Source organism: Curtobacterium sp. USHLN213, assembly GCF_037144815.1.
Lineage (GTDB): Bacteria > Actinomycetota > Actinomycetes > Actinomycetales > Microbacteriaceae > Curtobacterium.
In genome coordinates, this window is record NZ_JBBCYQ010000006.1 from 215273 (window position 1) to 238398 (window position 23126).

Here is a 23126-nt window from a genome sequence, read left to right on the forward strand (position 1 = left end):
TCCTGCGTGTGGGGACCCCGGACGCGGGGTGGCCGGCCCGCCGCGTCGTCCGGCATGATCGCGGGGTGCCGAAGACCCACCGGCGGCTGCTCGCCGCCATCGCCGCCACGGGCGTCGTCCTGTCCCTGACCGGATGCACGCACCACGACGCATTCCCGAAGGACTACGGGCACGCCTGGCTCGACCGCATGACGACCCTCCTCGGCGGCGGCGAGGACGGGCAGGGCGGAGCGGGTGGGCAGCTCCTCGCGGGCGACGACGACGACCTCGGACCGGTCACCGGGTCAGCCGCGCTCCAGTACGAGCTCTCGGGACCGTACGACGTCCTCGCGGTGTGCCGCTCGACGGCGACCGTGCACCTGACGATCCGCGACTTCACCGCGCGGAAGGAGCACGGCGGCGAGTCGACGGATCCCCGCATGGTCCTCGACGAGGGCGACATCGTCTGCGGCGCCACCACCCGCCTGTCCATCACGGTGCCCGCCGACGCCGACGGCATCATGCTCGACGTCAGCACCGCCGATCGGTCGGGGCGGGCGCTGTGGGACGCGGCCATCGTGCCGCGGGGCTGGACGCCCTGACGCGACGGGGTGTGGGTCAGGCGGAGACGGACTCGCGGGCCTGGTGCTTCCAGAAGCCGGAGAACGTGATCCGGGACTTCGGCAGCCCGGCACGGTGCAGGTGTCGACGTCCCTCCGTCGCGAGCGTCGACTCGCCCACCACGAAGGCGTACCCGCGGTCGTCGGCCGGGACGTGCCGCTGGAGCTCGGCGAGCGCCGCCCGACCGGGGACCGCGTGCGGGGCGACCTCGTCGCGGACGATCCACGTGACGGTGACACCCGTGGGTGCGTCGAGAGGACGGACGTCGCCTCTGGACGGGACCTCCTGGATGATGCGGCCGACCGCGTCGCGCTGGAGCGAGGCGGCGATGCCGACGACCCCGGGGAGCCCGGTCTCCTCGGCGGCGACCAGCACCTCGCTCGTGTCGGGCGGGCAGTCGAAGATGCAGCCCTGGTCGAGCATCGCGAGCTCGTCACCGGGGCGGGCGTCGCAGGCCCAGATGGCTGCGCGGCCCTCTGGGGTGCCGTCCGCGTCGGTGTGCACGACGAAGTCGACGTCGAGTTCGGGTGTGCCGTCGGCGAGCCGGCGGAAGGCCGCGACGGTGTAGTTCGCGCAGTGCGGGCGGACGTCCTCGGGGATGGCGAGGTAGGTCGGCCACCACTTCGTGCCGTCGAGGTCGGGCATCCGGAAGGCGTCCTGGTCCGGGCGCTGCACGAACAGGCGGAACCAGTGGTCGAACCCGAGGTACCGGAACTCGTGCAGGTCGTCGCCGGTGACCGTGACGCGGTGCATCGACGGGGTGACCCGTTCGGTGCGGACGACGCGCGCGCGGAAGAGCCGGGGGTTCTCGGGCAGGAGCCGCGGGATCTTCGCCATGAGGCAAGGCTAACCTAAGATGATCTCCGTGCCAGCCCCCATCCCCACCCTGGCTCCCGTCCGGGAGGCCCCCTCCACGCGTCCGACCGACGCGCTCGGCGTGCACCGAACCGCCGTCCGACGCCGGGCCCTGGTGATCGTCGCGCTCGTCGTGGTGCTCGCCCTGGTGGCGGTCGCGAGCCTGCTCCTCGGCAGCAACCGGATCGGCGCCGACCGCGTCCTCGACGGGCTCATGCGCACCGGCAGCAGCACGGACGAGGCGATCGTCTGGGGCTCCCGCATCCCCCGCACCCTCATCGGTGCCGCGGTCGGAGCGGCGCTCGGGATCGCGGGCCTGCTCATGCAGGGGCACACCCGGAACCCCCTCGCCGACCCCGGCCTGTTCGGCGTCTCGTCCGGTGCCGGCCTCGCGGTCGTGATCGGCGTCTACGTGTTCGGCATCACGAGCACGGGCGCCACGGTGTGGTTCGCGCTCGTCGGGGCCCTCGTGGCGAGCGTGGTCGTGTTCTCGGTGACGATCGCGGGCAGCGGGACCGCGAGCCCGGTGCCCCTCGCCCTCGCCGGAGCCGCGGTCTCGGCGCTGCTCGGTGCCCTGACGTCGTTCGTGGTGCTCACCGACCAGGACTCGCTCGACGCGTACCGGCTGTGGGTCGTCGGGTCGCTCGCGGCACGGCAGCTCGACGTCCTCGGAGCCGTCTGGCCGTTCCTCGTCGCCGGACTCGTGCTCGCCGTGCTGAACGTGCGGGCGCTCGACGCACTCGGGCTCGGGACGGACCTGGCGAAGGGCCTCGGCGAGAACGTGCTCGTCGCGCGGCTCGTCGGACTCGGCGGCATCACGCTCCTCGCCGCCGGGGCGACCGCCGCCGCGGGCCCGATCGGGTTCGTCGGCCTCACGGTGCCGCACGTCGCCCGGGCACTCGTCGGCACGGGGCACCGCTGGACCCTGCCGGTGTCCGCGCTGGTGGGTGCGGCGCTCGTCGTGCTCGCGGACGTGGTCGGTCGCCTGATCGGCGGCTTCGCCGAGGTGGAGGTCGGCATCGTCCTGGCCGTCATCGGCGGGCCCGTGTTCGTCGCCGTCGCACGTCGCCGATCGCTGGTGTCGCTGTGAGCGCGGCGGAGCAGGCGCGCACGCGCACGGAGGCGCAGGCGCAGGCGCGCACGGGAGCACCCCCCCGCGCGCAGGCCGCTGCCGGTCGTCGCGGCGTCGTGGTCGGTCCCGTCGGGCTCGCCTGGCGCCCCCGCGTCTTCTGGTACACGGTCGCAGCGCTCGGTACCGTCGGCGTCCTGATCGTCCTCGGTGTCGCGATCGGCTCGACCTGGATCGCCCCGGTCACGGTCCTCCGCTCGCTGTTCGGGCTCGAGACGGGGCCGGACGCCTTCATCGTCTCCACCCTGCGCCTCCCCCGTGTCCTCACCGGCGCACTCGTCGGCCTGACCCTCGGCGTCGCCGGCGCCCTCACCCAGACCTTCACGCGGAACCCCCTCGGGACGCCCGACATCATCGGGGTGACCTCCGGCGCGAGCGTCGGAGCGGTGGCCGCGATCGTGCTTGGCGGCGGGTCGTACTCGGTCTCGGCGATCGTCCTCGGCGGGGGCATCCCGGTGGCCGCGACGATCGGTGCGCTCCTCGCGGCCGCGGCGGTGTACGGGTTCGGGTGGCGCGGCGGCGTGCAGAGCTACCGGCTGATCCTCGTCGGCATCGGGGTGAGCGCCACGCTCGACGCCGTCACGAGCTACCTGCTCGTCCGCGCGAAGATCACGGCGGCAGCAGCGGCCTCGCAGTGGCTCGTCGGCAGCCTGTCGAGCACCTCGTGGTCGAGCGTCTGGCCGCTGCTCGTGGTCGCCGCGATCGCCGTCCCCCTGGCCTTGGCCACGAGCGCCGCCCTCGGCATCGGGCAGCTCGGCGACGAGGTCGCGACCGGCGTCGGCCTGGCCGTGCAGCGACACCGACTCGTCGTGATCGCGCTCGCGGTCGTCCTGACCGCCGCCGCCGTCGCCGCGGCCGGCCCGGTCGGCTTCGTCGCGTTCGTCGTCCCGCAGGTCGGGCTCCGGCTCGCCGGCACGAACCGTCCACCCCTGCTGCTCGCCGGAGCGCTCGGTGCCGCCCTCGTCCTCGCCGCGGACCTGCTCGCCCGGTCGGCGTTCCCCTGGCAGGTGCCGGTCGGCATCATCACGACCGTGATCGGCGCCCCGTACCTGATCTGGCTCCTCATCCGTCACCGCAAGGAGATGTCCCGATGACCCCCACCCCGGACACCACGACCGACGCCACCGTCCCCGTGCTCGAGGCGCGCGGGCTCGCGGTCGGCTACGACCGGCACCCCGTCCTCTCCGACCTCGACCTGCGGATCGAGCGGGGTACCGTCACGACGTTCCTCGGCGCGAACGGCTGCGGGAAGTCCACGCTCCTCAAGGCCTTCGGCCGGGTGCTCAAGCCCCAGGCCGGCGAGGTCCACCTCGACGGGACCCCGATCCGCCGGGAGTCGAACCGAGCGGTCGCGAAGAAGCTCGCGATCCTGCCGCAGTCCCCCGTGGCCCCGGCCGGCACGAGCGTCCTCGACCTGGTGATGCGCGGCCGGAACCCGCACCAGTCGTGGGCGAAGCCGTGGACCGCCGACGACGCCGACGTCGCCGAGCAGGCCATCGCGGCGACCGGTCTGACCGAGGTCGCCCACCGGGACGTCGCGAGCCTGTCGGGCGGGCAGCGGCAGCGCGCCTGGATCGCGCTCGTGGTCGCGCAGCAGGCCGAGACGCTCCTGCTGGACGAACCGACGACCTACCTCGACCTGGCGCACCAGCTCGAGGTCCTCCGGCTCGTCCGGCGCCTCAACCGCGAACAGGGCTCGACCGTCGTCATGGTCCTGCACGACCTGACGCTGGCGGCCCGGTACTCGGACCGGCTCGTGGTCCTGCACGAGGGCGGTGTCGCAGCGGACGGCACCCCGGCGGACGTCCTCACGCCGGAGCTGCTGGAACGCGCGTTCGGGCTGCACGCCCGCGTCGTCGCCGACCCGGTGACCGGGGCCCCGATGATCGTCCCCGAGGCCGACGAGCACGATGTGGTCCGTCGCGACGAACTGGCGGGCGCGCTCAACTTAGGTTAGCCTCTCCTAACGTGAAGACCTTCCGCCGCGGCTCCTTCCGCGCCGCCCTCGTGACCTCCGTGGCCGTCTCGGCCCTCCTCCTCGCCGGCTGCTCCAGCACGAACAGCTCCGACGACAGCGCCGGCAGCGGCAGCAGCGCCGCAGCCGACGGCGCCTGGTCGTACAAGGACGCCACCGGCACGACCGTCAAGGTCGACCACACCCCGAAGCGCATCGTCGTGCTCAACGACATCGCGATCTCGTTCATCGAGTACGGGCTCAAGCCTGTAGGCACCTTCGGGCAGCTCACCATGGCGAAGGACGCCCGCTTCGACGACCTCGACACCGACGGCATCACGCAGCTCGGCGAGGCCTACGGCGACATCGACCTCGAGCAGCTCGCCGCGCTGAAGCCCGACCTCGTCGTCACCTCGGTCTACCCGACGGACGAGAAGGGCACGCTCGACACCACCCAGCCGGGCTACGGCTTCAAGGACAAGGAACAGCAGAAGCAGGTCCAGGCGATCGCTCCGGTCGCCCAGGTCAAGTGGGGCGGCAAGGGCGAGGACGTCATCAAGACGATCGCCGACCTCGCCGAGTCGCTCGGTGCGAAGGAGTCCACGGTCGACGAGGCCGAGGACCGCTTCGAGACCGCAGCGGACGACCTCGAGAAGGCCGCGAAGGAGTCCGACCTCTCGGTCGTCTCGATGTACGCCGACGGCGACGGCGCCTACGTCACCCGCCCGAGCGACGAGCCGACGCTGCAGATGTACACGTCCTTCGGCGTCGACTTCGTGAACCCGAAGCCCAAGGGCTTCTACTGGGGCATCTACTCGTGGGAGAACGCCGGGCAGATCTCCGGTGACGTGATCCTGCTGTCGCAGCAGGGCTACCAGGTCGCCGACCTCGAGAAGCAGCCGACGTTCGCCGACAACGCGGCGCTCGAGGCCGGCCAGGTGCACAGCTGGACCTTCCCGGCGCTCGACTACGCGTCGCAGGCCGGCTACATGCAGCAGCTCGCGGGCTGGCTCGAGGACAGCAAGAAGCTGTCGTAGTCGCCACCATGTGGATGACGGGAGGCGCGGGGCCCCCTGGCACCCCGCCTCCCGTCCGTCACGGGTCGGCCCGGATACGACCGAGCACCGCGCCCGCCGCCACCAGACGCTCGTCGTCCACGCCCGCCGTCGCGCGCGCGAGCGCCTCGCGCTGCGCGTCGAGCGCCAGCGCGAGTGCTCCCGCCCCCCGCGGGGTGACCTCGATCAGCGACGAGCGCCGGTCGTCCGGGTTGGGGACCCGACGGACGAACCCCTCGCGCTCCAGTCGGTCGACGACCTTGCTCGCCGCGCCGACGGTGATGACCACGGTGTCCGCGACGTCCTGCACCCGCGCCGTCCCAGCATGCGCGTCGAGCACCCGGAGGGCCGTCGCGAGCCCGAGCGACATGCTGCTCGCCGAGGTGACGGCACGGTCCACGGCGTTCCACAGCTCGATCTGGCTCCGCACCAGGGTGTCGAAGAAGTCGAGGCGGTCCGCCGGGGTCATCGCTGTGCTCCGTCGACGCGGACGACCAGCTTGCCGCGGACGGCTCCGGTCTCCATGTCGCGGTGCGCCTGGACGACGCCGTCCTCGGTGAAGTCGTGGACGCGCCCGATCGGGAACGACAGGGTCCCCACGGCCACGGCGTCCACCACACGCTGCAGGACGGCCGCCGGCAGGTCCGCCGCGTCGCCCGAGTACGCCGTGAGCCGGACGCCGTTCGGGATGAAGTCGTTCGGGTAGAAGTCCGGAACGGTCCACTCGTCCGAGAGCATGCCCGTGAAGCACACCGTGCCGTGCACGGCGACGGCTCGCAGCGTGTCCCGGAGCGCACCGGTGCCGACGAGTTCGACCGCGCCGTCCACACCGCCAGGCAGCACCGCTCGGACCTGGTCGGCCACGCTGCCATCGTCGATGAGCACGTGGTCGACGCCGGCGGCGTGCAGGACGTCCGCGTTGGCCGCCGACCGCGTCGTCGAGAAGACCGTCGCACCGCGCTCCTTCGCGAGCACCGCGACCGCGAGCCCGACGGACGACGTGCCACCCCGGACGAGGAGCGACCCGCCGTCACGCAGGTCGACGCCCGTGGTGAGGGACCCGTACGCGGTCTGCACCATCTCGGGCAGCGCACCGAGCACCGCGGGGTCGAGGTCGCTGCGGAACGGGACGACGCTCGACACCGGGACGCAGGTGTACTCCGCGTAGCCGCCGTCGATCGTGCGCCCCATGCCGCCCATGAGCGCGGCGACCTGCTGCCCCTCGGCGAACTCGCCACCGGGTGCCCGGACGACCCGACCGACGGCTTCGATGCCGGGCACCCGCGGGAAGGAGCCGAACGATCCGAGGCCCTGCCGGAAGTGCTGCTCCGACCGGTTCAGGCCGAACGCCTCGACCCGGACGAGGACCCAGCCCGGCTCGGGGTCGGGGATCGGCAGGGTCCGCATCCGCAGTGCCTCGGGCAAGCCGGGGCCATCGAGGACGATCGCACGCATCGTGTCTTCCATGGTCCGAGAATAGCATTCCATGGAAGATACTTCTAGCGATTCCTTCTGATCACCCCACGGACACCGCCGCGTTGACCGCCGTCTGCGCCTGCCGCCACACGGCGGCACGGGTGCTCGCGTACGTCCCCTCGACGTTGTCGAAGTGGCGCAGGTTCGCCTTCCCGCCGTCGGTGTTCCCCTGCCAGTAGGCCGTCACCGCGCGGGACGTCCCGCCGATGAGCCAGATCTGGTCGGCGTCGTCGGTCGTGCCGGTCTTGCCGAACACCGTCGCACCGTCCGGGGTCTGCCCGCCGTTCGCGGTACCGCCGCGGAACGCGCCCTGCATGACCTCGAACGCGGTGGTCGCGACGGCGGTCGGGACGGCCTGCCGGCACGAGCGCTGCTCGCCGCCGAGCTGCTCGCCGTCCCGCGAGGTCACCTGGTCGATGACGACCGGCGCGCAGTACACGCCGCCGTTCGCGACGCCGGCGTACGCGGCCGCCATGGTGAGCGGCGCGATGCTCGTCGTGCCGAGCACGGCCGCGGGGTTCGCCGGCAGGGCTCCCCCGGTCGCCGGGTGCACGCCGAGCGCCGCCGCGGTGTCGCGGATGTCGCACAGGTCGAGCTGCTCGGCCATCGACGCGTAGGCGGCGTTCACCGACTGCGCCGTCGCCGCGCGGACCGTGAAGCGGCCGGTCTGCCCCGGCGAGTCGTTCTTCGGGTTCCAGTACGAGTCGATCGTCTGCCCGCACTGCGTCCACGAGCTCCGCCCGTGCCGGGTGCCGTCGACGACCGCGTCGGGGCTCTTGCCGGCGGCCAGCCACTGGAGGAGCGTGAACATCTTGTAGGTCGAGCCGACCTGGAACCCGGTCGAGTCGCCGTTCGCCTCGTCGGTCGCGTAGTTCAGCGAGGTCGCGCTCGCGGGGGCGTTCGACGAGCGGTCGTAGTCCTTGTTCTGCGCCATCGTCAGGACCCGACCGGTCCCGGCCTCGACCGTGTCCAGCGTGGCGCCGAGGGCGAACCGGGACTCGGTGGCCGGGTCGTAGCGGTCGAGCAGCGCCTTCTGCTGCCCGTTCAGGTCGAGGTCGAGGGTCGTCTGCACGCGGTACCCGCCCTTCCGCCAGGCGTCGTCGCGGCGGTCCTGCGTCGGGCCGAGCTGCGGCAGTTCCCGAGCGGCCTCGACCGCGTACTGGCAGAAGAACTCCGCGCCGCGGGCGACGGCCTCGCACCCCTGCTGCGGGGGCGTCAGGCGGACGTACTCGGCCGGCTTCGACGCCAGTGCCTCGGTGAGCTCGGCACGGCTCAGGTGCCCCTGGTCGTGCATCGACCGGAGGATGACGTCGCGACGGGCGACGTTGTCGGCGTAGTGGCTCGGGCGCGACAGGTCCCGCCGCTCCGGCCACTGCACGATCGCGATGAGCGACGCGGCCTCGGCCGGGGACAGGTCGGTGGCGTCCTTGCCGTAGTAGCGCTGCGCGGCGGCCTGCACCCCGTACGTCTGGTCGCCGAAGTACGCGATGTTGAGGTACGCCGACAGGATCTCTTGCTTCGAGTACTCCTTCGCGAGGCCGATCGCCAGCTTCATCTCGGCGAGCTTGCGCTGCGCGGAACGCTTCGTCGCCTCCTTGTAGGCGGCGTCGCGCTCCTCGGCCGTCGGGAGCTCGCTCGCCTGCTGGATCTTGATGTTCCGCACCAGCTGCATCGTGATGGTCGACCCGCCGGAGCCGCCCTTGCCGCCCGCGGCGACCACGCTCACGAGGGACCGGACCATGCTCGTCGCGTCGACGCCGCCGGTCTCGTAGAAGCGCTTGTCCTCGCCGTCGACGGCCGCGTGCTCGAGGGTGTCGCTGATCTGGTCGAGGCTGAGCTCCTGCCGGTTCTGCGCCCAGACGTTCGCGAGGTGCACCGGCTTCCCGCCGCGGTACGCCCAGACCTCGTTGCGCTGCGGCAGCTCACCGATCTCGATGTACTCCGGCATCGAGTCGAAGACCCCGATCGCCGAGGTCGTCCCCACCCCTGCCACCGCCAGTACCGGCGTCACGCCGACCCCGACCAGCAACCCGGCGAGCACACTCCCGCCGACGAAGCCGAGCGCGGCTCCTCCTGCACGTCTGAACGTCATCCCCTGGGCCTCCCCCTCGTGTGGATCACCGCTGCTGCGGTTCCCGGAGCGTCCCAGCCGAGGTCGGACGACAGCCGGGACTTCCCCGGGGAAGTCCGTCACGGCGGCTGGGAAGGTCCCGAGGCGGTACGGATCGTTACAGGAGGCCGTGCTCGTAGGCGAAGATGACCGCGTGCACGCGGTCCCGCAGGCCGAGCTTCGCAAGGACCCGGCCGACGTGCGTCTTCACCGTCGACTCGCTCGTGTGCAGCGACGACGCGATCTCCTGGTTCGACAGTCCCCGCGCCATCGCGAGCAGCACGTCCCGTTCCCGGGGTGTGAGCGCGGCCGCTGGGTCCGGGCCGCCGTCCCCCGTATCCGGCAGCCGGGTGCCGAACAGGTCGAGCATCCGCTGGGTGACGCGGGGTGAGACGACCGCCTCACCCGAGGCCACGGCACGGATCGCGTCGAGCAGCTGCGCGGAGCTGATGTCCTTCAGGAGGAACCCGCTCGCCCCCGCTCGCAACCCGCCGAACGCGTACTCGTCGAGGTCGAACGTCGTGAGCACGAGCACGCGGGTGTCGGGGAGCTGCTCGACGATCGCGGCGGTCGCGGTGACCCCGTCGACGCGGGGCATGCGGACGTCCATGAGCACGACGTCCGGGTGGTGGGCGCGTGCCAGCTGGACGCCGGCGGCGCCGTCCTCGGCCTCGCCGACCACCTCGATGTCGGGCTGGGCGTCGAGCAGGAGCCGGAACCCCGTGCGGATGAGCTGCTGGTCGTCGACGATCGCGACGCGGATCACTCAGGCCTCCTTCCGGACCGGGATCGTCGCCCGGACCTCCCAGCCGTCCGCGGGGCGCGGACCGGCGTGGACGCTGCCGCCGAGGGCGTGCACGCGCTCGCGGATGCCCACGAGCCCACGCCCGGCACCGATCTGCGGTGCGGGGGCGGTCCGTCGAGCGTCGTCCGTCACGGTGACGACGACCTCGTCGGACGAAGTGGTCACGGTGGCGGTCACCGCGCGGGCACGGGGGGCGTACCGCACGACGTTCGTGAGGGCCTCCTGGACGATGCGGTAGACCGCCAGCTGCAGGGCGTCGTCGTCCGGCGGACCACCGGCGACCTCGAGCGTGACGGGGGTGCCGAGCGCGCGGAAGCCGTCGACGAGTTGCGGGAGGTCACGGACGGCCGGCTGCGGGGCGAGGGAGTCCGCAGCGTCGGCGCCGCCGCTGCCGGCACCCGGCTCGGACAGCACACCGAGCATGCGCCGCATGTCGGTCATCGCGCTCCGGCCGACGTCCGCGACGCCGCGCATCGCCGTCGCGGACGGGTCGTCGTCCGGCAGCCCCGCCGCGGCGCCCTCGGCCAGTCGGACCATGACCGTGACCGAGTGCGACACGATGTCGTGCATCTCGCGGGCGATCCGTGCGCGTTCGGCTGCCGCAGCGAGCCGGGCCTGCTGATCGCGCTCGCGGGCGAGCTGGCGTGCCCGGTCGATGAGCGCCTCGGTGTAGCGGCGGCGGTCCCCGGTCGTCGTGCCGATCAGCACCGCGATGACCAGGAAGGCCGGCAGTGCGGGTGCGAAGACCTCGCCGAGTCCACCCGATCCCGGGGCCACGACCCACACCCGGACCGCGGTGGCCGCCGCACCGAGCACGGACGCGACGGCGATGCTCCACCACCCCGCTGCCCGCGACCACCACACGCACGCGGCGAAGGCGGCGAACAGCATCGGCGAGTACCCCGCCTCCGTCCACGCCATCGCGACGACGGACACGAGCCCGGCCACGACCGTGACCTGCGGCCGGGTACGACGGAACGGGATGCCCGCGACCGCGATGCCGACGAGGACCAGCACCACGACCGTGTTCGTGACCGAGGAGTCCGCGCGCCAGACGCCGCCGATCGCGAAGGCGACCTCGGGGCCGCCCCAGAACAGGATGAGCAGGACGTCCGCCGCACGCGGGTGTCCGGCCCACCAGCGCCGGATCCGCCCGGGTGCGACGGGCAGCGTGAGGTCCCCGGCGCCGTCGTGCACGGCGCCGGGGACGGGTTCGGTCATCGTCACGCGTCCCGCTTCTGCGCCAGGACGAGTGCCGTCACCGACGCCGCGACCACCCAGGCCGCCAGCACCGCGAATCCGCTCCACCCTCCCAAGGCTAGGACGCCGTCGTGCCAGCCCGAGGTGTCCTCGGTGCCGAACTGCATGAGCGGCTGCCCGGCGTTCTGCGGGAGCAGGTTGTTCAGCGTGCCGAGCCACGTCGCGTTCGTGAACCCCTGCACGAGCTGGACCACCACCGGGGCCACCAACATGAGCCCGAGCACGGTGGCGATCGCCCCCGCGGTGGAGCGCAGCACGATGCCCACGGCGAAGGCGAGCAGCGCGATGAGGGTCAGGTACACCGACGCACCGAGCAGCGGCATCGCGACGCTGGCGTCGAGCGAGGCCTCGACCCCGTTCGCATCGGCGATCGGCAGCGTCGTGAACGCCGTCGCCCACACGCTGACGGCGCTCGTGACGAACACGGTCGCAGCGAGCACGATGCCCTTCGCGGCGAGCGCCTCCCACCGCCGGGGCACCGCCGAGAACGTCGACCGGATCATGCCGGTGCCGTACTCGCCGGTCACGACGAGGGCACCGATGACGGCCACGACCAGGACGGCGATCGTCGCACCGCTGGTGCTGTACTGCACGAGCGCGTTCCGGGCGGCGTCCCCGGTGACGGTCCGGCCCCCGTCGTCCGCCAGCGAGGCGAGCAGGACGCCGATGCCGATCGGCACGAGGACGAGGACGAGCAGGCTCCAGATCGTGGAGCGGAGGGACCGCAGCTTGATCCACTCGGAGTGCAGCACGCCCGAGAACCGGATGCGTGCGGCGTCGTGCTGGTGCAGCGTGCGGGGCCGGTCGATCGTCGTCGTGGCGCTCATCGTGCGACCTCCGACCGGTACTCGACCTCGTCGTGCGTGAGTTCGAGGTACGCCTGCTCGAGGCTCGCCTCGGTGGAGGCCAGCCGGTGCAGGACGATCCCGGACGCAGCGGCCGCCTCGCCGATCTGTTCCGCGCCGAGTCCGCGCACGTGCAGTGCGCCGTCGTCCTCGTACGTGACCGTGACGTCCGGACCGGCGATGGCGGTCATGAGCCGGTCGGGCTCCGGCGTCCGGACGGAGACGGAGCGCTCGGTCGAGGACGCGACGAGGTCGGCGAGGTCCGTGTCGGCGAGGACCCGGCCACGGCCCATCACGACGATGCGGTCCGCGGTCAGCGCCATCTCGCTCATCAGGTGGCTCGAGATGAAGACCGCACGGCCCTCGGCGGCGAGGCTCCGGGCGAGCTGCCGCACCCACACGACGCCCTCGGGGTCGAGGCCGTTGACCGGCTCGTCGAGGATGAGCGTCTGCGGGTCGCCGAGGAGCGCCGCGGCGATGCCGAGCCGCTGTCCCATGCCGAGGGAGAACCCACCGACGCGCCGCTTCGCGACCCGCTCGAGACCGGTCATGCCGATGACCTCCTCGACCCGGGCCTTCGGGATCCGGTGCGTCGCGGCGAGGGCGCGCAGGTGGTCGTACGCGCTGCGGCCCTTGTGCACGGCCTTCGCCTCGAGCAGCGCCCCGACGCGGCGGAGCGGGTCGCGGAGCTCGCGGTACGGGCGCCCGTCGACGACGGCGCTGCCCGAGGTCGGGCTGTCGAGGCCCATCACGGCCCGCATGGTCGTGGACTTGCCGGCGCCGTTCGGGCCGAGGAAGCCGGTGACCACCCCGGGGCGGACGGTGAACGACACGTCGTCGACGGCGACCTTCTCGCCGTAGCGCTTCGTCAGGTTCTGGATCTCGATCATGCGGCAACCGTACGGAGACCGCACCCGCCCGCACATCGGCACCGGAACCGATCTCCGGGCGCGCTGCGTGGTACCCCGGTACCACGCGGAGGGGCTCCGGATACGCTCGACGGATGGCGGACCACGGGTGGCGCGATGACGTCCTCGGGGCGCCGTTCGAGCGCCTCGAGCTCCCGCTCGGCGAGGACCACGAGGGACCGGTGGTGGCGACGCTCGTCCGACGACGCCGATCCGCAGCGGACCTCCTGCTGCACGCGCGCGGTCCGCTGCACGGCGTCGACGTGCTGTACGTGCACGGCTGGTCGGACTACTTCTTCCAGGTCGAGCTCGCGGAGCGCGTCGAGCGGCTCGGCGCCCGGTTCCACGCCCTCGACCTGCGCAAGTACGGGCGGAGCCTGCGACCGCGGCAGACCCCGGGGAACGTCGACGACCTCGCCACCTACGACGAGGACATCGCCGCCGCGCTCGACGCCATCGCCGCGGAGCACCACGGCGAGACCGGTCGTCGGCTCGTGCCGATGGGCCACTCGACCGGCGGTCTGACCCTGTCGCTGTGGGCGGCCCGGCACGCCGACCGGGTCGACGGTCTCATCCTGAACAGCCCGTGGCTCGAGTTCCAGGCGAGCGCGGTCGGCCGTGCGATCGTGGCGCCGGTCATCAAGCTCGGCGCCCGTCGGAACCCGCTCGCGCCGATGCCCGCCGTCGACCCCGGCTTCTACACCCGCACGGTGTCCGCCGCGGGCGAGGGCTCGTGGACGTACGACCAGCAGTGGCGACCCGACCGGGGCTTCCCCCTGCACCCGAACTGGCTCGCCGCGGTGTTCGACGGCCAGGCCACGGTCGAGGCCGGACTCGACCTCGAGGTGCCCGTGCTCGTCCTCCTCAGTGACAAGAGCATGCTGCAACCCCGGTGGGACGACGGGATGGCGCGGGCGGACGTCGCGCTCAACGTGGACGTCGTCGCGCACCGTGCCCTGTCCCTCGGCAGCGAGGTCACGGTCCGACGCCTGCACGGCGCCGTGCACGACGTCGTGCTCTCCGCCCCCGAGGTCCGCGAGCGCGCCTACGACGCGGTCGGCCGCTGGGCCGCCTCGCTCCCCCGCTGAACACGACGCCGCTGAACACGACGCCGCTACCCTGATCGCCATGTCCTCCGTCTCGCTCGTCCGACTCGACCCGACCGGCGCCGACCGCACCGACCTGATCGCGTTCCTCACCGGCGAGGAGTTCCCGTTCCACGTCCGGCGCACCATCCCCCGCGCTGACGCCGAGGCCGCCGTCGACGCCGGTGCGTACCGCGACGACGAGCACGACACCTCTTGGTTGGAGCACGACGAGCTCGGCCGCGTCGGGATCGTCCGGCTCGAGGACCTGGCCGACCCCGTCCCGCTCTTCGACCTCCGGATCGCCGGTCGGTTCCGCGGGCAGGGCCTCGGCGTCCCGGCACTCCGCGCGACGACCGACCACGTGTTCCGCACCCTGCCCGAGGTCACGCGCTTCGAGGGGCAGACGCGAGAGGACAACGTCGCGATGCGGCGCGTGTTCGTCCGCGCCGGCTGGGTGAAGGAGGCGCACTACCGCGAGGGCTGGCCCGTCGAGGGCGGACGCCCCGTCGCCTCGGTCGGGTACGGCGTGCTCCGCCGCGACTGGGAGACGGGCACGACCACGCCGGTGCCGTGGGACGACGACGAGCGCTGACCGTCGCGGTTCGCGATTCCCGGGGTCGACGAACCGGAACGGTCACGCGGGACGGCTGAACAGGTTCACCAGCGTGCCGTCCGGGTCCCGGAGGATCGCGGACCGGTTGCCCCACGGCATCGTCGTCGGCGGCAGCACCACGTCGGCGGGACCCACCTGCAGGCGGTCGAACGTCGCGTCCACGTCCGCCACGAGGAACTCGACGATCGCGCTGCCCGCCGCACCCGCCCGGGGCGCGTCGACGCCGAGCACCGCGACCGTCGCCGGCGTCCCGAGCGCGAGCACGAGGCCGCCGGTCACGATCTCCGCGAAGACCGGAGCCGGACGTCGGGCGGTGGTGCCGGTGACGCGCTCGTAGAAGGCCACCATCCCGTCCAGGTCGTCGGTGATGATGCGGATCGATGCGAACTCCACGGTGTGCCTTCCCGGGTGACCACCGTGGCCACCCGGGGTCGAGCATCCTCGCCGTCCGCGACACCGTCCTGTCGGGGTTTCCGTGGATCGGTCCGTCAGTCCCCGAGGACGGGTCGGAGCACCCCGTGCGGGATGTCGAGCTCCTCGGTCCGGACGACCCGCGGCGGCGCGACCTCGTCGGTCTCCTCGACGGCCAGCACCCGGTCGCCGCGGAACGCCCGGACCCCGTCGCGCAGTCGGCACCAGGCGACGAGGTACCAGTCCTCCCCCTTGCCGACGTACCCGAGCGGCTCGACCGTGCGGTCGGTCTCGGTGCCGGTCGCGTCCCGGTACCGCATCCGCACCACGCGTCCGCCGGTGAGCGCCCCTGCGAGTGCGACGGGTGCCGGGGCCCGGTCCCCCGCCTCGAGCAGGAGCACCCGTGCCGCGAGTCGTGCCGTCCGTCGGGCGTCGTCCTCGGCGAGCACCGCGGTGACCTTGCGCGCTGCGCTCCTGGCGGCGTCGCGGAAGGGGCTCGCGCCGAGGGTCCCGAGGCCGATCGCCACGGCGAGCGCCTCGTCCACCGTGAGCCCGAGGGGCGGGAGCGTCGCGCGGGCGTCGATGGTGTACCCGCCGGTGCGTCCGGGCTCGGACCAGATCGGGAGGCCGGCCTCCTGCAGCGCGCGCAGGTCCCGTTCGACGGTGCGGACGCTCACCCCGAAGTGCTCGGCCAGGCGACGAGCGCTCCGTCGGCCGGGTGCCGCCGCGCGCAGCTCCTCGACGAGCGCGTACAGGCGGTCGGTCCGGTTCACGACGCGACCCTAGCGCCCTGGACGCACCACGGGACGGGCCAGGAGGCGCGGTGCGGCCTGGCACCGCGCCTCCTGGACCGTGGACGGTCGCGTCTCAGGAACGCGACAGGCGCGTCACCGTCGCGTGGGCACCGTCCGCGATCAGCCCGTCGAGGGCGTCGCGGTAGGCCGTGACGAACCGGTCGTCGTCCACGAGGTCCCCGAAGACCTGGCGGTTCCGGATGAAGGCGAGCCGGTCGTCCCGCTGCGTGAGCGCGATGCGGTGCAACGGCTCGGCCAGCCGGTCGACGATCTGGATCGGCTCGCCGGACTCGTCGGTGCCCTCGTCGTAGCGTGCCCATGAGGCCACGATGCCCGCGGACAGGGTGACGGGTCGGTCGGCGGCGAGGTTCTCGCGCACCACCGGCAGCAGCCACTTCGGGATGCGGTCGCTCGACTCGGCGCAGAGCCGGGCGAGGGTGTCGCGGACCTCGGGGTTCTGGAAGCGCTCGATGAGGGTGGACTTGTAGTCCTCGAGGTCGATGCCGGGCACCGGGTGCAGGGTCGGCGTGCCCTCCTCGTCCATGTACCGGCGCAGGAAGGTCGCGATCGCCGGGTCCTGCGTGGCCTCGTGCGCGTAGCGGTACCCGGACAGGTACCCGAAGTAGCACAGGCCCTGGTGGCTCGCGTTCAACAGCCGCAACTTCATGAGCTCGTACGGCTCGACGTCGTCGACGATCTGGACGTCGGCCTGCTCGTACGGCGGGCGCCCGGCGGGGTGGTCGTCCTCGAGCACCCACTGGAAGAACGGTTCGGCGACGACGGGCCAGGCATCTTCGATGCCGAGCTCGTCACGGACCCAGGCGCGGTCCTCGTCGGCGGTGACCGGGGTGATCCGGTCGACCATCGACTTCGGGAACGAGACGTGCTCGTCCATCCAGTCGGCGAACGCCGGGTCCTGCAGCCGGGCGTAGGCGGTGAACATCTCGCGGGCGACGTGCCCGTTCCCCTGGATGTTGTCGCAGGACATCACGGTGAAGGGCTCCAGCCCACGGTCCCGCCGGCGCCGCAGGGCCTCGACGACGAGTCCGAACACGGTGTGCGGCGGGCCGTCGCCGCGCAGGTCGGCCGCGACGCCCGGCTCGTCGGCGACGAACTCGCCGGTGACGTGGTCGAAGTTGTAGCCACCCTCGGTGATGGTCAGGCTGACGATCCGGGTGTCCGGGTGCGCCATCTTCTCGACGACGGCGTCGGGGTCGTCGACGGCGAGCAGGTAGTCGACGATGCTGCCGATCACGCGGGACTCGCGGGTGCCGTCGGGGTGCTTGAGGACGAGCGTGTACAGCCCGCCCTGCTCGGCCATCGCCGTGGCCATCCGACGGTCCTGCTCGAGCACGCCGACGCCGCAGATGCCGTACTCGCGGGCCTCGCCCTGCTGGAGCAGCCGGTCGATCACCATCGCCTGGTGCGCCCGGTGGAAGCCGCCGACGCCGAAGTGCACGATGCCGGCGGTGATCCCGTCGCGGTCGTAGGTCGGGACGGCGACACCGCTCGCGGCGATCTCGTCGAGGTGCTGCGGGGACAGACGGACGGGCATCGGGTACTCCTTCGTACGGCGGACGTGCTCGCCCAGTCAACCACGTGCACATCTGTTCAGAACCACGGTTCCCGCCGGGGTACGTACCTGAAGATGCTCTCCACGTCGTTGCACCGAGTGCATCGATGCACCTAGTGTCGGGGCCGTGACCCTGTCGATCGACCGCCGTGCTGCCCTCAAGGCGAAGCACCGTGCGGCGATCCTGCAGGCCGCCCGCGACCTCGTCGAGGAGCGCGGGGGCCGCGGGTTCAGCGTCGAGGACCTCGCCTCACGGGCCGACATCGCCCGTCGGACCGTGTTCAACCACTTCGGGTCCCTCGACGAGGTCCTGCTCGCCGTCTGCGAGCAGGAGCTCTCGGTCATCATCGACCGCTTCCTCGCCGACATGGCGAAGACCCCGGTCGGCGACGGTAGCCGGTCGTCGATGTTCGACGAACTCGAGTCTGCCGCCCGCGGTGCCGACCTGGCGCCCGCGATCGCCGGGATGTACCGGATCCTCGGCGACCCCGGCAAGGACGACCCCAAGGCCGCGGTGCTCACGCAGACCGCCTTCGCACGGGTCACCGAACGACTCCGCGACGAGGTCGCCCGACGCCACCCGGCCGCCGACGCCCTCGACGCCGCACTCCTCGTCGAGTCCCTGATGAGCGGGATCGTCGTGATCGCCGAGCACTGGCTCACGACGACCGGACCCCGCCTCGACCAGGACGCGCTCGACGACTGGGACGCCCTGCTCGCACGACTCGTGCACAGCGTCCGCAGCGGCTACATGGCCGACGACTGACACTTCCCTCCCAGGGGTCCACCGGCGCACCCCGCTCCACAGCAGCTGACAACGAAAGGATCGGGGCAACCGCATGGCCGGTCTCCTCTACCGTCTCGGACGGTTCTCCGCACGACGCCACTGGCTCGTGATCATCGCGTGGGTGGTGATCATGGGCATCGCGGGTGTCACGTACTCGCTCTTCGCCGGCACCATCTCGTCGTCGATCACGATCCCGAACACCAAGACGAGCCAGGTGCAGGACGAGCTCGCCGACAAGTTCCCGTCCGCGAACGGCGGCACCGGCACGATCGTCTTCGAGACGACGAACGGCAAGGCCTTCAGCGACGCCCAGAAGTCCGACGTCGCCGACTTCCTGCAGAAGGTCGAGAAGCTCGACGGCGTCAAGGGCGCCACGAGCGGGTTCGACACCCAGCAGCAGCTCGACGACCAGCGGCAGAAGATCGTCGACGGCCGCGAGCAGATCACCGACGGCCGTGCGCAGATCGAGAGCGGTCAGAAGGAGCTCGACGCGCAGAAGTCGCAATTGGCGTCCGGCAAGGAGCAGATCGCCAGCGCGCAGGCCCAGCTGAACGCGCAGAAGGCCCAGGCCGAGGCAGCGGGAGGTGCCGCGGCGGCGGCCGCCCAGACCCAGCTCGCCCAGGCACAGGCACAGATCGACGCGCAGCAGCAGCAGATCACCTCGGGCGAGCAGCAGATCGAGGCCGCACAGCAGAAGATCGACGACAACACGAAGAAGCTCGACGACAGCGAGCAGGAGCTCGAGCAGGGCTCCAAGCTCCTCGACCTGTCGAAGGACATCCGCTTCGTGTCGTCGAACGGCAGCGCCGTCATCGGCACCGTGCAGTTCACGAAGTCGACCTACGAGGTCCCGGCCGACACGAAGACCCAGATCGCGGACGACGCCGAGGCGGCCGACATCAGCGGCGTCGACGTGTACGTCTCGAACGACATCGCCCAGGGCGTCCCGTCGATCCTCGGCCCCGGTGAGATCGGCGGCGTGATCATCGCCGCGATCGTGCTGTTCCTCATGCTCCGCACGATCATCGGCGCCGCCGTCCCGCTCGTCTCCGCCGTGCTCGGCGTCGGCGTCGCATCCCTCGCGGCCCTGTCGTTCTCGAGCCTCGTCGAGTTCATCTCGGTCACGCCGGTGCTGGGGGTGATGCTGGGCCTGGCGGTCGGCATCGACTACTCGCTCTTCATCCTCAACCGACACCGGACCCAGCTGAAGCAGGGCATGGGCGTGCACGAGTCCATCGGGCTCGCGAACGGCACCTCCGGCAACGCCGTGGTCTTCGCCGGCGCGACCGTCATCGTCGCGCTGCTCGCCCTGAACATCACGGGCATCCCGTTCCTCGGCCTGATGGGCACGGTCGGTGCCGTCGCCGTGTTCTTCGCGATCCTCATCGCGACGTCCTTCACCCCGGCGCTGCTGTCGCTCATCGGCATGCGGATCCTCCGGAAGAAGGAGCGCGCGAAGATCGGCAACACCGACTCGACGCGCGTCCCGAACAAGCCGATGTCGACCTGGCGCGCGGTCATCACGCTCGTCGCCGGCGTCGCGGTGCTCGGCACCATCGCCCTCCCCGCCACGCAGATGCGCCTCGGCCTGCCGACGGGTGCGTCGGAGTCCGTGGAGTCCAGCCAGTACAAGGCGTACAAGGCCCTCGACGACGAGTTCGGTGCCGGCCAGAACGGGCCGCTCCTCGTGGTCGCCACCCTGCCGGACTCGGTCACCGAGGACGACGTCACCGCGACCGAGGTCACCATCGGTGAAGCGATCGCGAAGAACGACGACGTCAAGGCCGTCCTGCCGATCGGCGCCTCGAAGGACCGCGACATCATCGCGTTCCAGGTGAAGCCCGCCGGTGGCCCGGACAGCGTCTCGACCGAGACCCTCGTGAAGGACCTCCGCGAGCAGACCGTCTCCACCGACGACGGGAAGGTCACGCTCGGGGTCGCCGGCAACGCGTCCGCCAACATCGACGTGTCCGAGAAGCTCTCGAACGTGCTGCCCCTCTACCTCGTGGTGGTCGTCGGCCTGTCGCTGATCATCCTCATCATCGTGTTCCGGTCGTTCCTCGTGCCGATCACCGCGACGGCCGGCTTCATCCTGTCCGTCCTGGCGTCGTTCGGTGGCCTGACCGCGATCTACCAGTGGGGCTGGCTCGGCAGCGTGTTCGGGGTGCACGACCCCGCACCGATCCTGAGCTTCCTGCCCATCATCGAGATCGGCATCCTGTTCGGGCTCGCGATGGACTACCAGCTCTTCCTGGTGTCGGGCATGCGCGAGGCGTACGCCCACGGAGCCTCGGCGAAGGTCGCGGTCCAGCGAGGCCTGCACGCCGGTCGCGCGGTGGTCACGGCGGCCGCGATCATCATGATCTCGGTGTTCGCGGGCTTCATCTTCTCGGACTCCTCCACCATCAAGCCGATCGGCTTCGGCCTGGCGTTCGGAGTGCTGGTCGACGCCTTCGTCGTCCGGATGCTGCTCATCCCGGCCGCGATGCACCTGCTCGGCGAGAGCGCGTGGTGGTTCCCGAAGTGGCTCGACCGGATCGTGCCGGACGTCGACGTCGAGGGCGCCAAGCTCGAGCGGTCGCACCCGGCCGGTGGGCAGGAGGGCACCCACACCGGGTCGCACGCGCTCCCCGTGGAGCCGGACGCGAACGCGCACGAGTCGGGGCACCCGCCGGCGCACCGCGCGTAGGCACGACGCGACCACCCAGGAGGCGCGGGTCGACCCACACGGGTCGGCCCGCGCCTCCAGTGCGTCGCGTCCGGCGCCCGTCTGCCGAGCCGGAACGACATCGCCGATGTCGTACGACCGCGACGACGTCGCAATCCCGCGCCCGCAACCGTTGCACGCGCGCTACAGCGACATCGCCGATGTCGTACGACCGCGACGACGTCGCAATCCCGCGCCCGCAACCACGCGACCGAGCACCGCGCGCGCAGACCCCGCCCGCTCGTTCGTACACGAACGGTAGGGTGGGCGGATGACCGAGACCGACGTCGACCCGCTCGCCCTCGACCGACAGCTCTGCTTCGCGCTCGCGGCGACGAGCCGGAGCGTCATCGGGCTCTACCGCGACCTGCTCGAACCCATGGGCCTGACACACCCGCAGTACCTGGTCATGCTGGCCCTCTGGGAGCTGGACCCGCGCTCCGTCCGCGAGATCGCCCGCGAACTCCGGCTCGACTCGGCCACCCTCAGCCCGCTGCTCAAGCGTCTCGAGGCCTCCGGCTACGTCCGCCGCACCCGGAGCACCACGGACGAACGCCAGCTCGAGGTCTCCCTCACCGTCGCCGGGCGCTCCCTGCGCGAACAGGCCCGGGCGGTCCCGCTCGCCGTCGCCGACCGCCTCGACTGGCCGCTGGAACGCCTCGAAGCACTGAAGGACGAGCTCACCGAACTGCTCGAACGCGTCGACACCGTGTGATCGGCCGTGTGCTGCGAAGCCGTTCGTGGCACAATGGTTCGTGTACGAACGAAAGGACGGACCGTGGGTCGCTTCGGACAGTGGTACGAACGGTGGAACAGCACGCTCATCGCCAAGATGGGCCCGTCGCAGATCGGCGCCGGCCACCCCGAGGGCATCGACGACCGCACGATCGACCGCGGCTGCCCGATCTGCGGCCAGCCCCTCTCCCAGCACCAGGTGATCCGTCCCGAGGGGCAGGTGCGCTCCTCGACGCTCGTGTGCCCCCGAGCCTGACGATCCGCCCCGAGCGGGAATTGCACCCGGCAACACGTCGTTCCACCCGGACGTGAAGCTCTTCGAACCCGCCGACTTCGGCGCACTCCCCCTGTCGAACCGCATCGTGATGGCGCCCCTCACCCGCACGCGCGCCGGTGAGCACGGCATCCCGAACGATCTGCTCGTCGAGCACTACGCCCAGCGCGCCGGCCTCGGGCTCATCGTCACCGAGGGGACCTGGCCCGTGCAGGAAGGCCGCTCCTACCCCGGGCAGCCCGGCATCGAGACCGACGAACAGATCGCCGGGTGGCGCCGCGTCGCCGACGCCGTGCACGCCGAGGGCGGTCGCATCGTGATGCAGCTCATGCACGGTGGCCGGGTGTCACACACCGCGATCTCCGGCACGCCGCGCATCGTCGCCCCGTCCGCGATCGCCGCTCCCGGGCAGACCCACCTCCCCGACGGCTCGAAGGCGGACATGCCCGTCCCGCACGCCCTGACCACCGACGAGGTGCGCGAGGCCGTCCAGGGCTTCGTCCGCGCCGCCCGCAACGCGATCGCCGCCGGACTCGACGGCGTCGAGGTGCACGGCGCGAACGGCTACCTCGTGCACGAGTTCATGTCGGCAGCGTCGAACACGCGCACCGACGAGTACGGCGGGTCGCCCGAGAACCGCGCCCGCTTCGCGATCGAGGTCACCACCGCCGTCGCCGAGGCCATCGGCGCCGACCGCACCGGCATCCGCCTCTCCCCCGAGCACGGCATCCAGGGTGTCCTCGAGAGCGACCCGGCGGACGTCCGCGCGGTCTACACCGCCGTCGCCGAGGGTCTCGCGCCGCTCGGACTCGCCTTCGTCGACATCCTGCACGCCGAGCCGACCGGCGACCTCGTGCAGCACATCCGCCGGACCGCGGGTGCCCCGTTCATCGCCAACTCCGGCTTCAGCGCGCTGACCACCCGTGACGAGGCCATCGCCCTCGTCACGCAGGGCCACGCGGACGCCGTGGGCGTCGGTCGCGCGGCGATCGCGAACCCGGACCTCGCGTACCGCTGGGAGCAGGACACCGAGCTGAACGAGCCGCGCCCGGAGCTGTTCTACGGCAACGGCGCCGAGGGCTACACCGACTACCCGACGCTGGCCGAGGTGCGCGCGCAGGTCGCGTAGTCGACGCGTCATGCTGTC

Annotated in this window: 23 protein-coding genes; 12 read left to right on the top strand and 11 right to left on the bottom strand. The window is 72.0% G+C overall.

From position 1 onward, the window contains the following. Positions 1-65 precede the first annotated feature (65 nt). Positions 66-581, top strand: a complete 516-nt coding sequence (locus WFH25_RS10520) for a hypothetical protein (RefSeq protein WP_336697615.1) — start codon at positions 66-68, stop codon at positions 579-581. A gap of 16 nt (positions 582-597) precedes the next feature. Here WFH25_RS10520 and WFH25_RS10525 read toward each other — a convergent pair whose 3' ends face one another. After that, positions 598-1437, bottom strand: coding sequence for a siderophore-interacting protein (locus WFH25_RS10525; RefSeq protein ID WP_336697616.1), 840 nt, complete (start codon positions 1435-1437; stop codon positions 598-600). Positions 1438-1465: 28 nt separating this feature from the next. Between WFH25_RS10525 and WFH25_RS10530 the strand changes: the two genes are divergently transcribed. The 4 genes from WFH25_RS10530 to WFH25_RS10545 are packed head-to-tail and all read left to right on the top strand — an operon-like array spanning position 1466 to position 5575. Next, a complete protein-coding gene (locus tag WFH25_RS10530; protein WP_336697617.1) occupies positions 1466-2545 on the top strand; it encodes a FecCD family ABC transporter permease in 1080 nt (359 codons plus the stop codon). Beyond that, positions 2542-3678, top strand: a complete 1137-nt coding sequence (locus tag WFH25_RS10535) for a FecCD family ABC transporter permease (protein WP_336697618.1) — start codon at positions 2542-2544, stop codon at positions 3676-3678. Before WFH25_RS10530 ends, WFH25_RS10535 begins: the two co-directional genes overlap by 4 nt. After that, positions 3675-4541, top strand: coding sequence for an ABC transporter ATP-binding protein (locus WFH25_RS10540; protein WP_336697619.1), 867 nt, complete (start codon positions 3675-3677; stop codon positions 4539-4541). Before WFH25_RS10535 ends, WFH25_RS10540 begins: the two co-directional genes overlap by 4 nt. An 11-nt stretch (positions 4542-4552) precedes the next feature. Then, the gene (locus WFH25_RS10545) at positions 4553-5575 is read left to right on the top strand and encodes an ABC transporter substrate-binding protein (RefSeq protein WP_336697620.1); all 1023 of its coding nucleotides are present in this window, start codon (positions 4553-4555) and stop codon (positions 5573-5575) included. A gap of 58 nt (positions 5576-5633) precedes the next feature. Here the strand turns inward: WFH25_RS10545 and WFH25_RS10550 are convergent, their stop codons facing one another. From WFH25_RS10550 to WFH25_RS10580, 7 genes are all read right to left on the bottom strand, one after another. Next, positions 5634-6062 carry a MarR family winged helix-turn-helix transcriptional regulator gene (locus WFH25_RS10550; protein ID WP_336697621.1) on the bottom strand — a complete coding sequence of 143 codons (429 nt, stop codon included), beginning with the start codon at positions 6060-6062 and terminating at the stop codon, positions 5634-5636. After that, positions 6059-7060, bottom strand: a complete 1002-nt coding sequence (locus tag WFH25_RS10555) for a zinc-binding dehydrogenase (RefSeq protein ID WP_336697622.1) — start codon at positions 7058-7060, stop codon at positions 6059-6061. The genes WFH25_RS10550 and WFH25_RS10555 overlap by 4 nt, the downstream gene beginning before the upstream one ends. Before the next feature lie 49 nt (positions 7061-7109). After that, positions 7110-9161 (bottom strand): transglycosylase domain-containing protein, encoded by a 2052-nt coding sequence (locus WFH25_RS10560; protein WP_336697623.1) that lies wholly within the window; start codon positions 9159-9161, stop codon positions 7110-7112. A gap of 136 nt (positions 9162-9297) precedes the next feature. Then, positions 9298-9945: a response regulator transcription factor gene (locus WFH25_RS10565; protein WP_336697624.1), complete on the bottom strand. Its 648-nt coding sequence runs from the start codon at positions 9943-9945 to the stop codon at positions 9298-9300. After that, the gene (locus WFH25_RS10570; RefSeq protein ID WP_139219792.1) at positions 9946-11205 is read right to left on the bottom strand and encodes a sensor histidine kinase; all 1260 of its coding nucleotides are present in this window, start codon (positions 11203-11205) and stop codon (positions 9946-9948) included. Between the two features lie 2 nt (positions 11206-11207). After that, positions 11208-12071, bottom strand: a complete 864-nt coding sequence (locus WFH25_RS10575; protein WP_336697625.1) for an ABC transporter permease subunit — start codon at positions 12069-12071, stop codon at positions 11208-11210. After that, the gene (locus WFH25_RS10580) at positions 12068-12979 is read right to left on the bottom strand and encodes an ABC transporter ATP-binding protein (RefSeq protein WP_336697626.1); all 912 of its coding nucleotides are present in this window, start codon (positions 12977-12979) and stop codon (positions 12068-12070) included. Before WFH25_RS10580 ends, WFH25_RS10575 begins: the two co-directional genes overlap by 4 nt. 113 nt (positions 12980-13092) lie before the next feature. Between WFH25_RS10580 and WFH25_RS10585 the strand changes: the two genes are divergently transcribed. Both WFH25_RS10585 and WFH25_RS10590 read left to right on the top strand, forming a co-directional pair. Next, positions 13093-14085, top strand: a complete 993-nt coding sequence (locus tag WFH25_RS10585; protein ID WP_336697627.1) for an alpha/beta hydrolase — start codon at positions 13093-13095, stop codon at positions 14083-14085. Between the two features lie 40 nt (positions 14086-14125). Further along, entirely contained in the window at positions 14126-14677 is a 552-nt protein-coding gene (locus tag WFH25_RS10590; protein WP_309886228.1) for a GNAT family N-acetyltransferase, read from the top strand. Between the two features lie 42 nt (positions 14678-14719). Here the strand turns inward: WFH25_RS10590 and WFH25_RS10595 are convergent, their stop codons facing one another. The 3 genes from WFH25_RS10595 to WFH25_RS10605 all read right to left on the bottom strand — a co-directional run bounded on the left by WFH25_RS10595 (position 14720) and on the right by WFH25_RS10605 (position 17458). Further along, positions 14720-15091 (bottom strand): VOC family protein, encoded by a 372-nt coding sequence (locus WFH25_RS10595; protein ID WP_071296008.1) that lies wholly within the window; start codon positions 15089-15091, stop codon positions 14720-14722. Positions 15092-15186: 95 nt separating this feature from the next. Next, the gene (locus WFH25_RS10600; RefSeq protein ID WP_071296009.1) at positions 15187-15882 is read right to left on the bottom strand and encodes a helix-turn-helix transcriptional regulator; all 696 of its coding nucleotides are present in this window, start codon (positions 15880-15882) and stop codon (positions 15187-15189) included. 94 nt (positions 15883-15976) lie between these two features. Next, positions 15977-17458 carry a mannitol dehydrogenase family protein gene (locus WFH25_RS10605; RefSeq protein ID WP_336697628.1) on the bottom strand — a complete coding sequence of 494 codons (1482 nt, stop codon included), beginning with the start codon at positions 17456-17458 and terminating at the stop codon, positions 15977-15979. A 145-nt stretch (positions 17459-17603) separates the two neighbouring features. Between WFH25_RS10605 and WFH25_RS10610 the strand changes: the two genes are divergently transcribed. The 5 genes from WFH25_RS10610 (at position 17604) to WFH25_RS10630 (ending at position 23108) form a co-directional block, all read left to right on the top strand. After that, positions 17604-18242, top strand: a complete 639-nt coding sequence (locus tag WFH25_RS10610; protein ID WP_139219791.1) for a TetR/AcrR family transcriptional regulator — start codon at positions 17604-17606, stop codon at positions 18240-18242. Between the two features lie 73 nt (positions 18243-18315). Then, a complete protein-coding gene (locus tag WFH25_RS10615) occupies positions 18316-20952 on the top strand; it encodes an MMPL family transporter (protein ID WP_336697629.1) in 2637 nt (878 codons plus the stop codon). Between the two features lie 289 nt (positions 20953-21241). Further along, positions 21242-21685: a MarR family winged helix-turn-helix transcriptional regulator gene (locus WFH25_RS10620; protein WP_336697630.1), complete on the top strand. Its 444-nt coding sequence runs from the start codon at positions 21242-21244 to the stop codon at positions 21683-21685. Positions 21686-21748: 63 nt separating this feature from the next. After that, positions 21749-21961: a hypothetical protein gene (locus WFH25_RS10625; RefSeq protein WP_175473687.1), complete on the top strand. Its 213-nt coding sequence runs from the start codon at positions 21749-21751 to the stop codon at positions 21959-21961. A gap of 52 nt (positions 21962-22013) precedes the next feature. Beyond that, positions 22014-23108 carry an alkene reductase gene (locus WFH25_RS10630; RefSeq protein ID WP_336697631.1) on the top strand — a complete coding sequence of 365 codons (1095 nt, stop codon included), beginning with the start codon at positions 22014-22016 and terminating at the stop codon, positions 23106-23108. Positions 23109-23126 lie beyond the last annotated feature (18 nt).

Excerpts from the sequence above, each read along its gene's own strand:
- WFH25_RS10550 (WP_336697621.1), bottom strand. The coding sequence starts at position 6,062 with ATGACCCCGGCGGACCGCCTCGACTTCTTCGACACCCTGGTGCGGAGC.
- WFH25_RS10580 (WP_336697626.1), bottom strand. The coding sequence starts at position 12,979 with ATGATCGAGATCCAGAACCTGACGAAGCGCTACGGCGAGAAGGTCGCC.
- WFH25_RS10555 (WP_336697622.1), bottom strand. The coding sequence starts at position 7,060 with ATGGAAGACACGATGCGTGCGATCGTCCTCGATGGCCCCGGCTTGCCC.
- WFH25_RS10590 (WP_309886228.1), top strand. The coding sequence starts at position 14,126 with ATGTCCTCCGTCTCGCTCGTCCGACTCGACCCGACCGGCGCCGACCGC.
- WFH25_RS10575 (WP_336697625.1), bottom strand. The coding sequence starts at position 12,071 with ATGAGCGCCACGACGACGATCGACCGGCCCCGCACGCTGCACCAGCAC.
- WFH25_RS10620 (WP_336697630.1), top strand. The coding sequence starts at position 21,242 with ATGACCGAGACCGACGTCGACCCGCTCGCCCTCGACCGACAGCTCTGC.
- WFH25_RS10585 (WP_336697627.1), top strand. The coding sequence starts at position 13,093 with ATGGCGGACCACGGGTGGCGCGATGACGTCCTCGGGGCGCCGTTCGAG.
- WFH25_RS10570 (WP_139219792.1), bottom strand. The coding sequence starts at position 11,205 with ATGACCGAACCCGTCCCCGGCGCCGTGCACGACGGCGCCGGGGACCTC.
- WFH25_RS10540 (WP_336697619.1), top strand. The coding sequence starts at position 3,675 with ATGACCCCCACCCCGGACACCACGACCGACGCCACCGTCCCCGTGCTC.
- WFH25_RS10560 (WP_336697623.1), bottom strand. The coding sequence starts at position 9,161 with ATGACGTTCAGACGTGCAGGAGGAGCCGCGCTCGGCTTCGTCGGCGGG.
- WFH25_RS10615 (WP_336697629.1), top strand. The coding sequence starts at position 18,316 with ATGGCCGGTCTCCTCTACCGTCTCGGACGGTTCTCCGCACGACGCCAC.
- WFH25_RS10605 (WP_336697628.1), bottom strand. The coding sequence starts at position 17,458 with ATGCCCGTCCGTCTGTCCCCGCAGCACCTCGACGAGATCGCCGCGAGC.
- WFH25_RS10525 (WP_336697616.1), bottom strand. The coding sequence starts at position 1,437 with ATGGCGAAGATCCCGCGGCTCCTGCCCGAGAACCCCCGGCTCTTCCGC.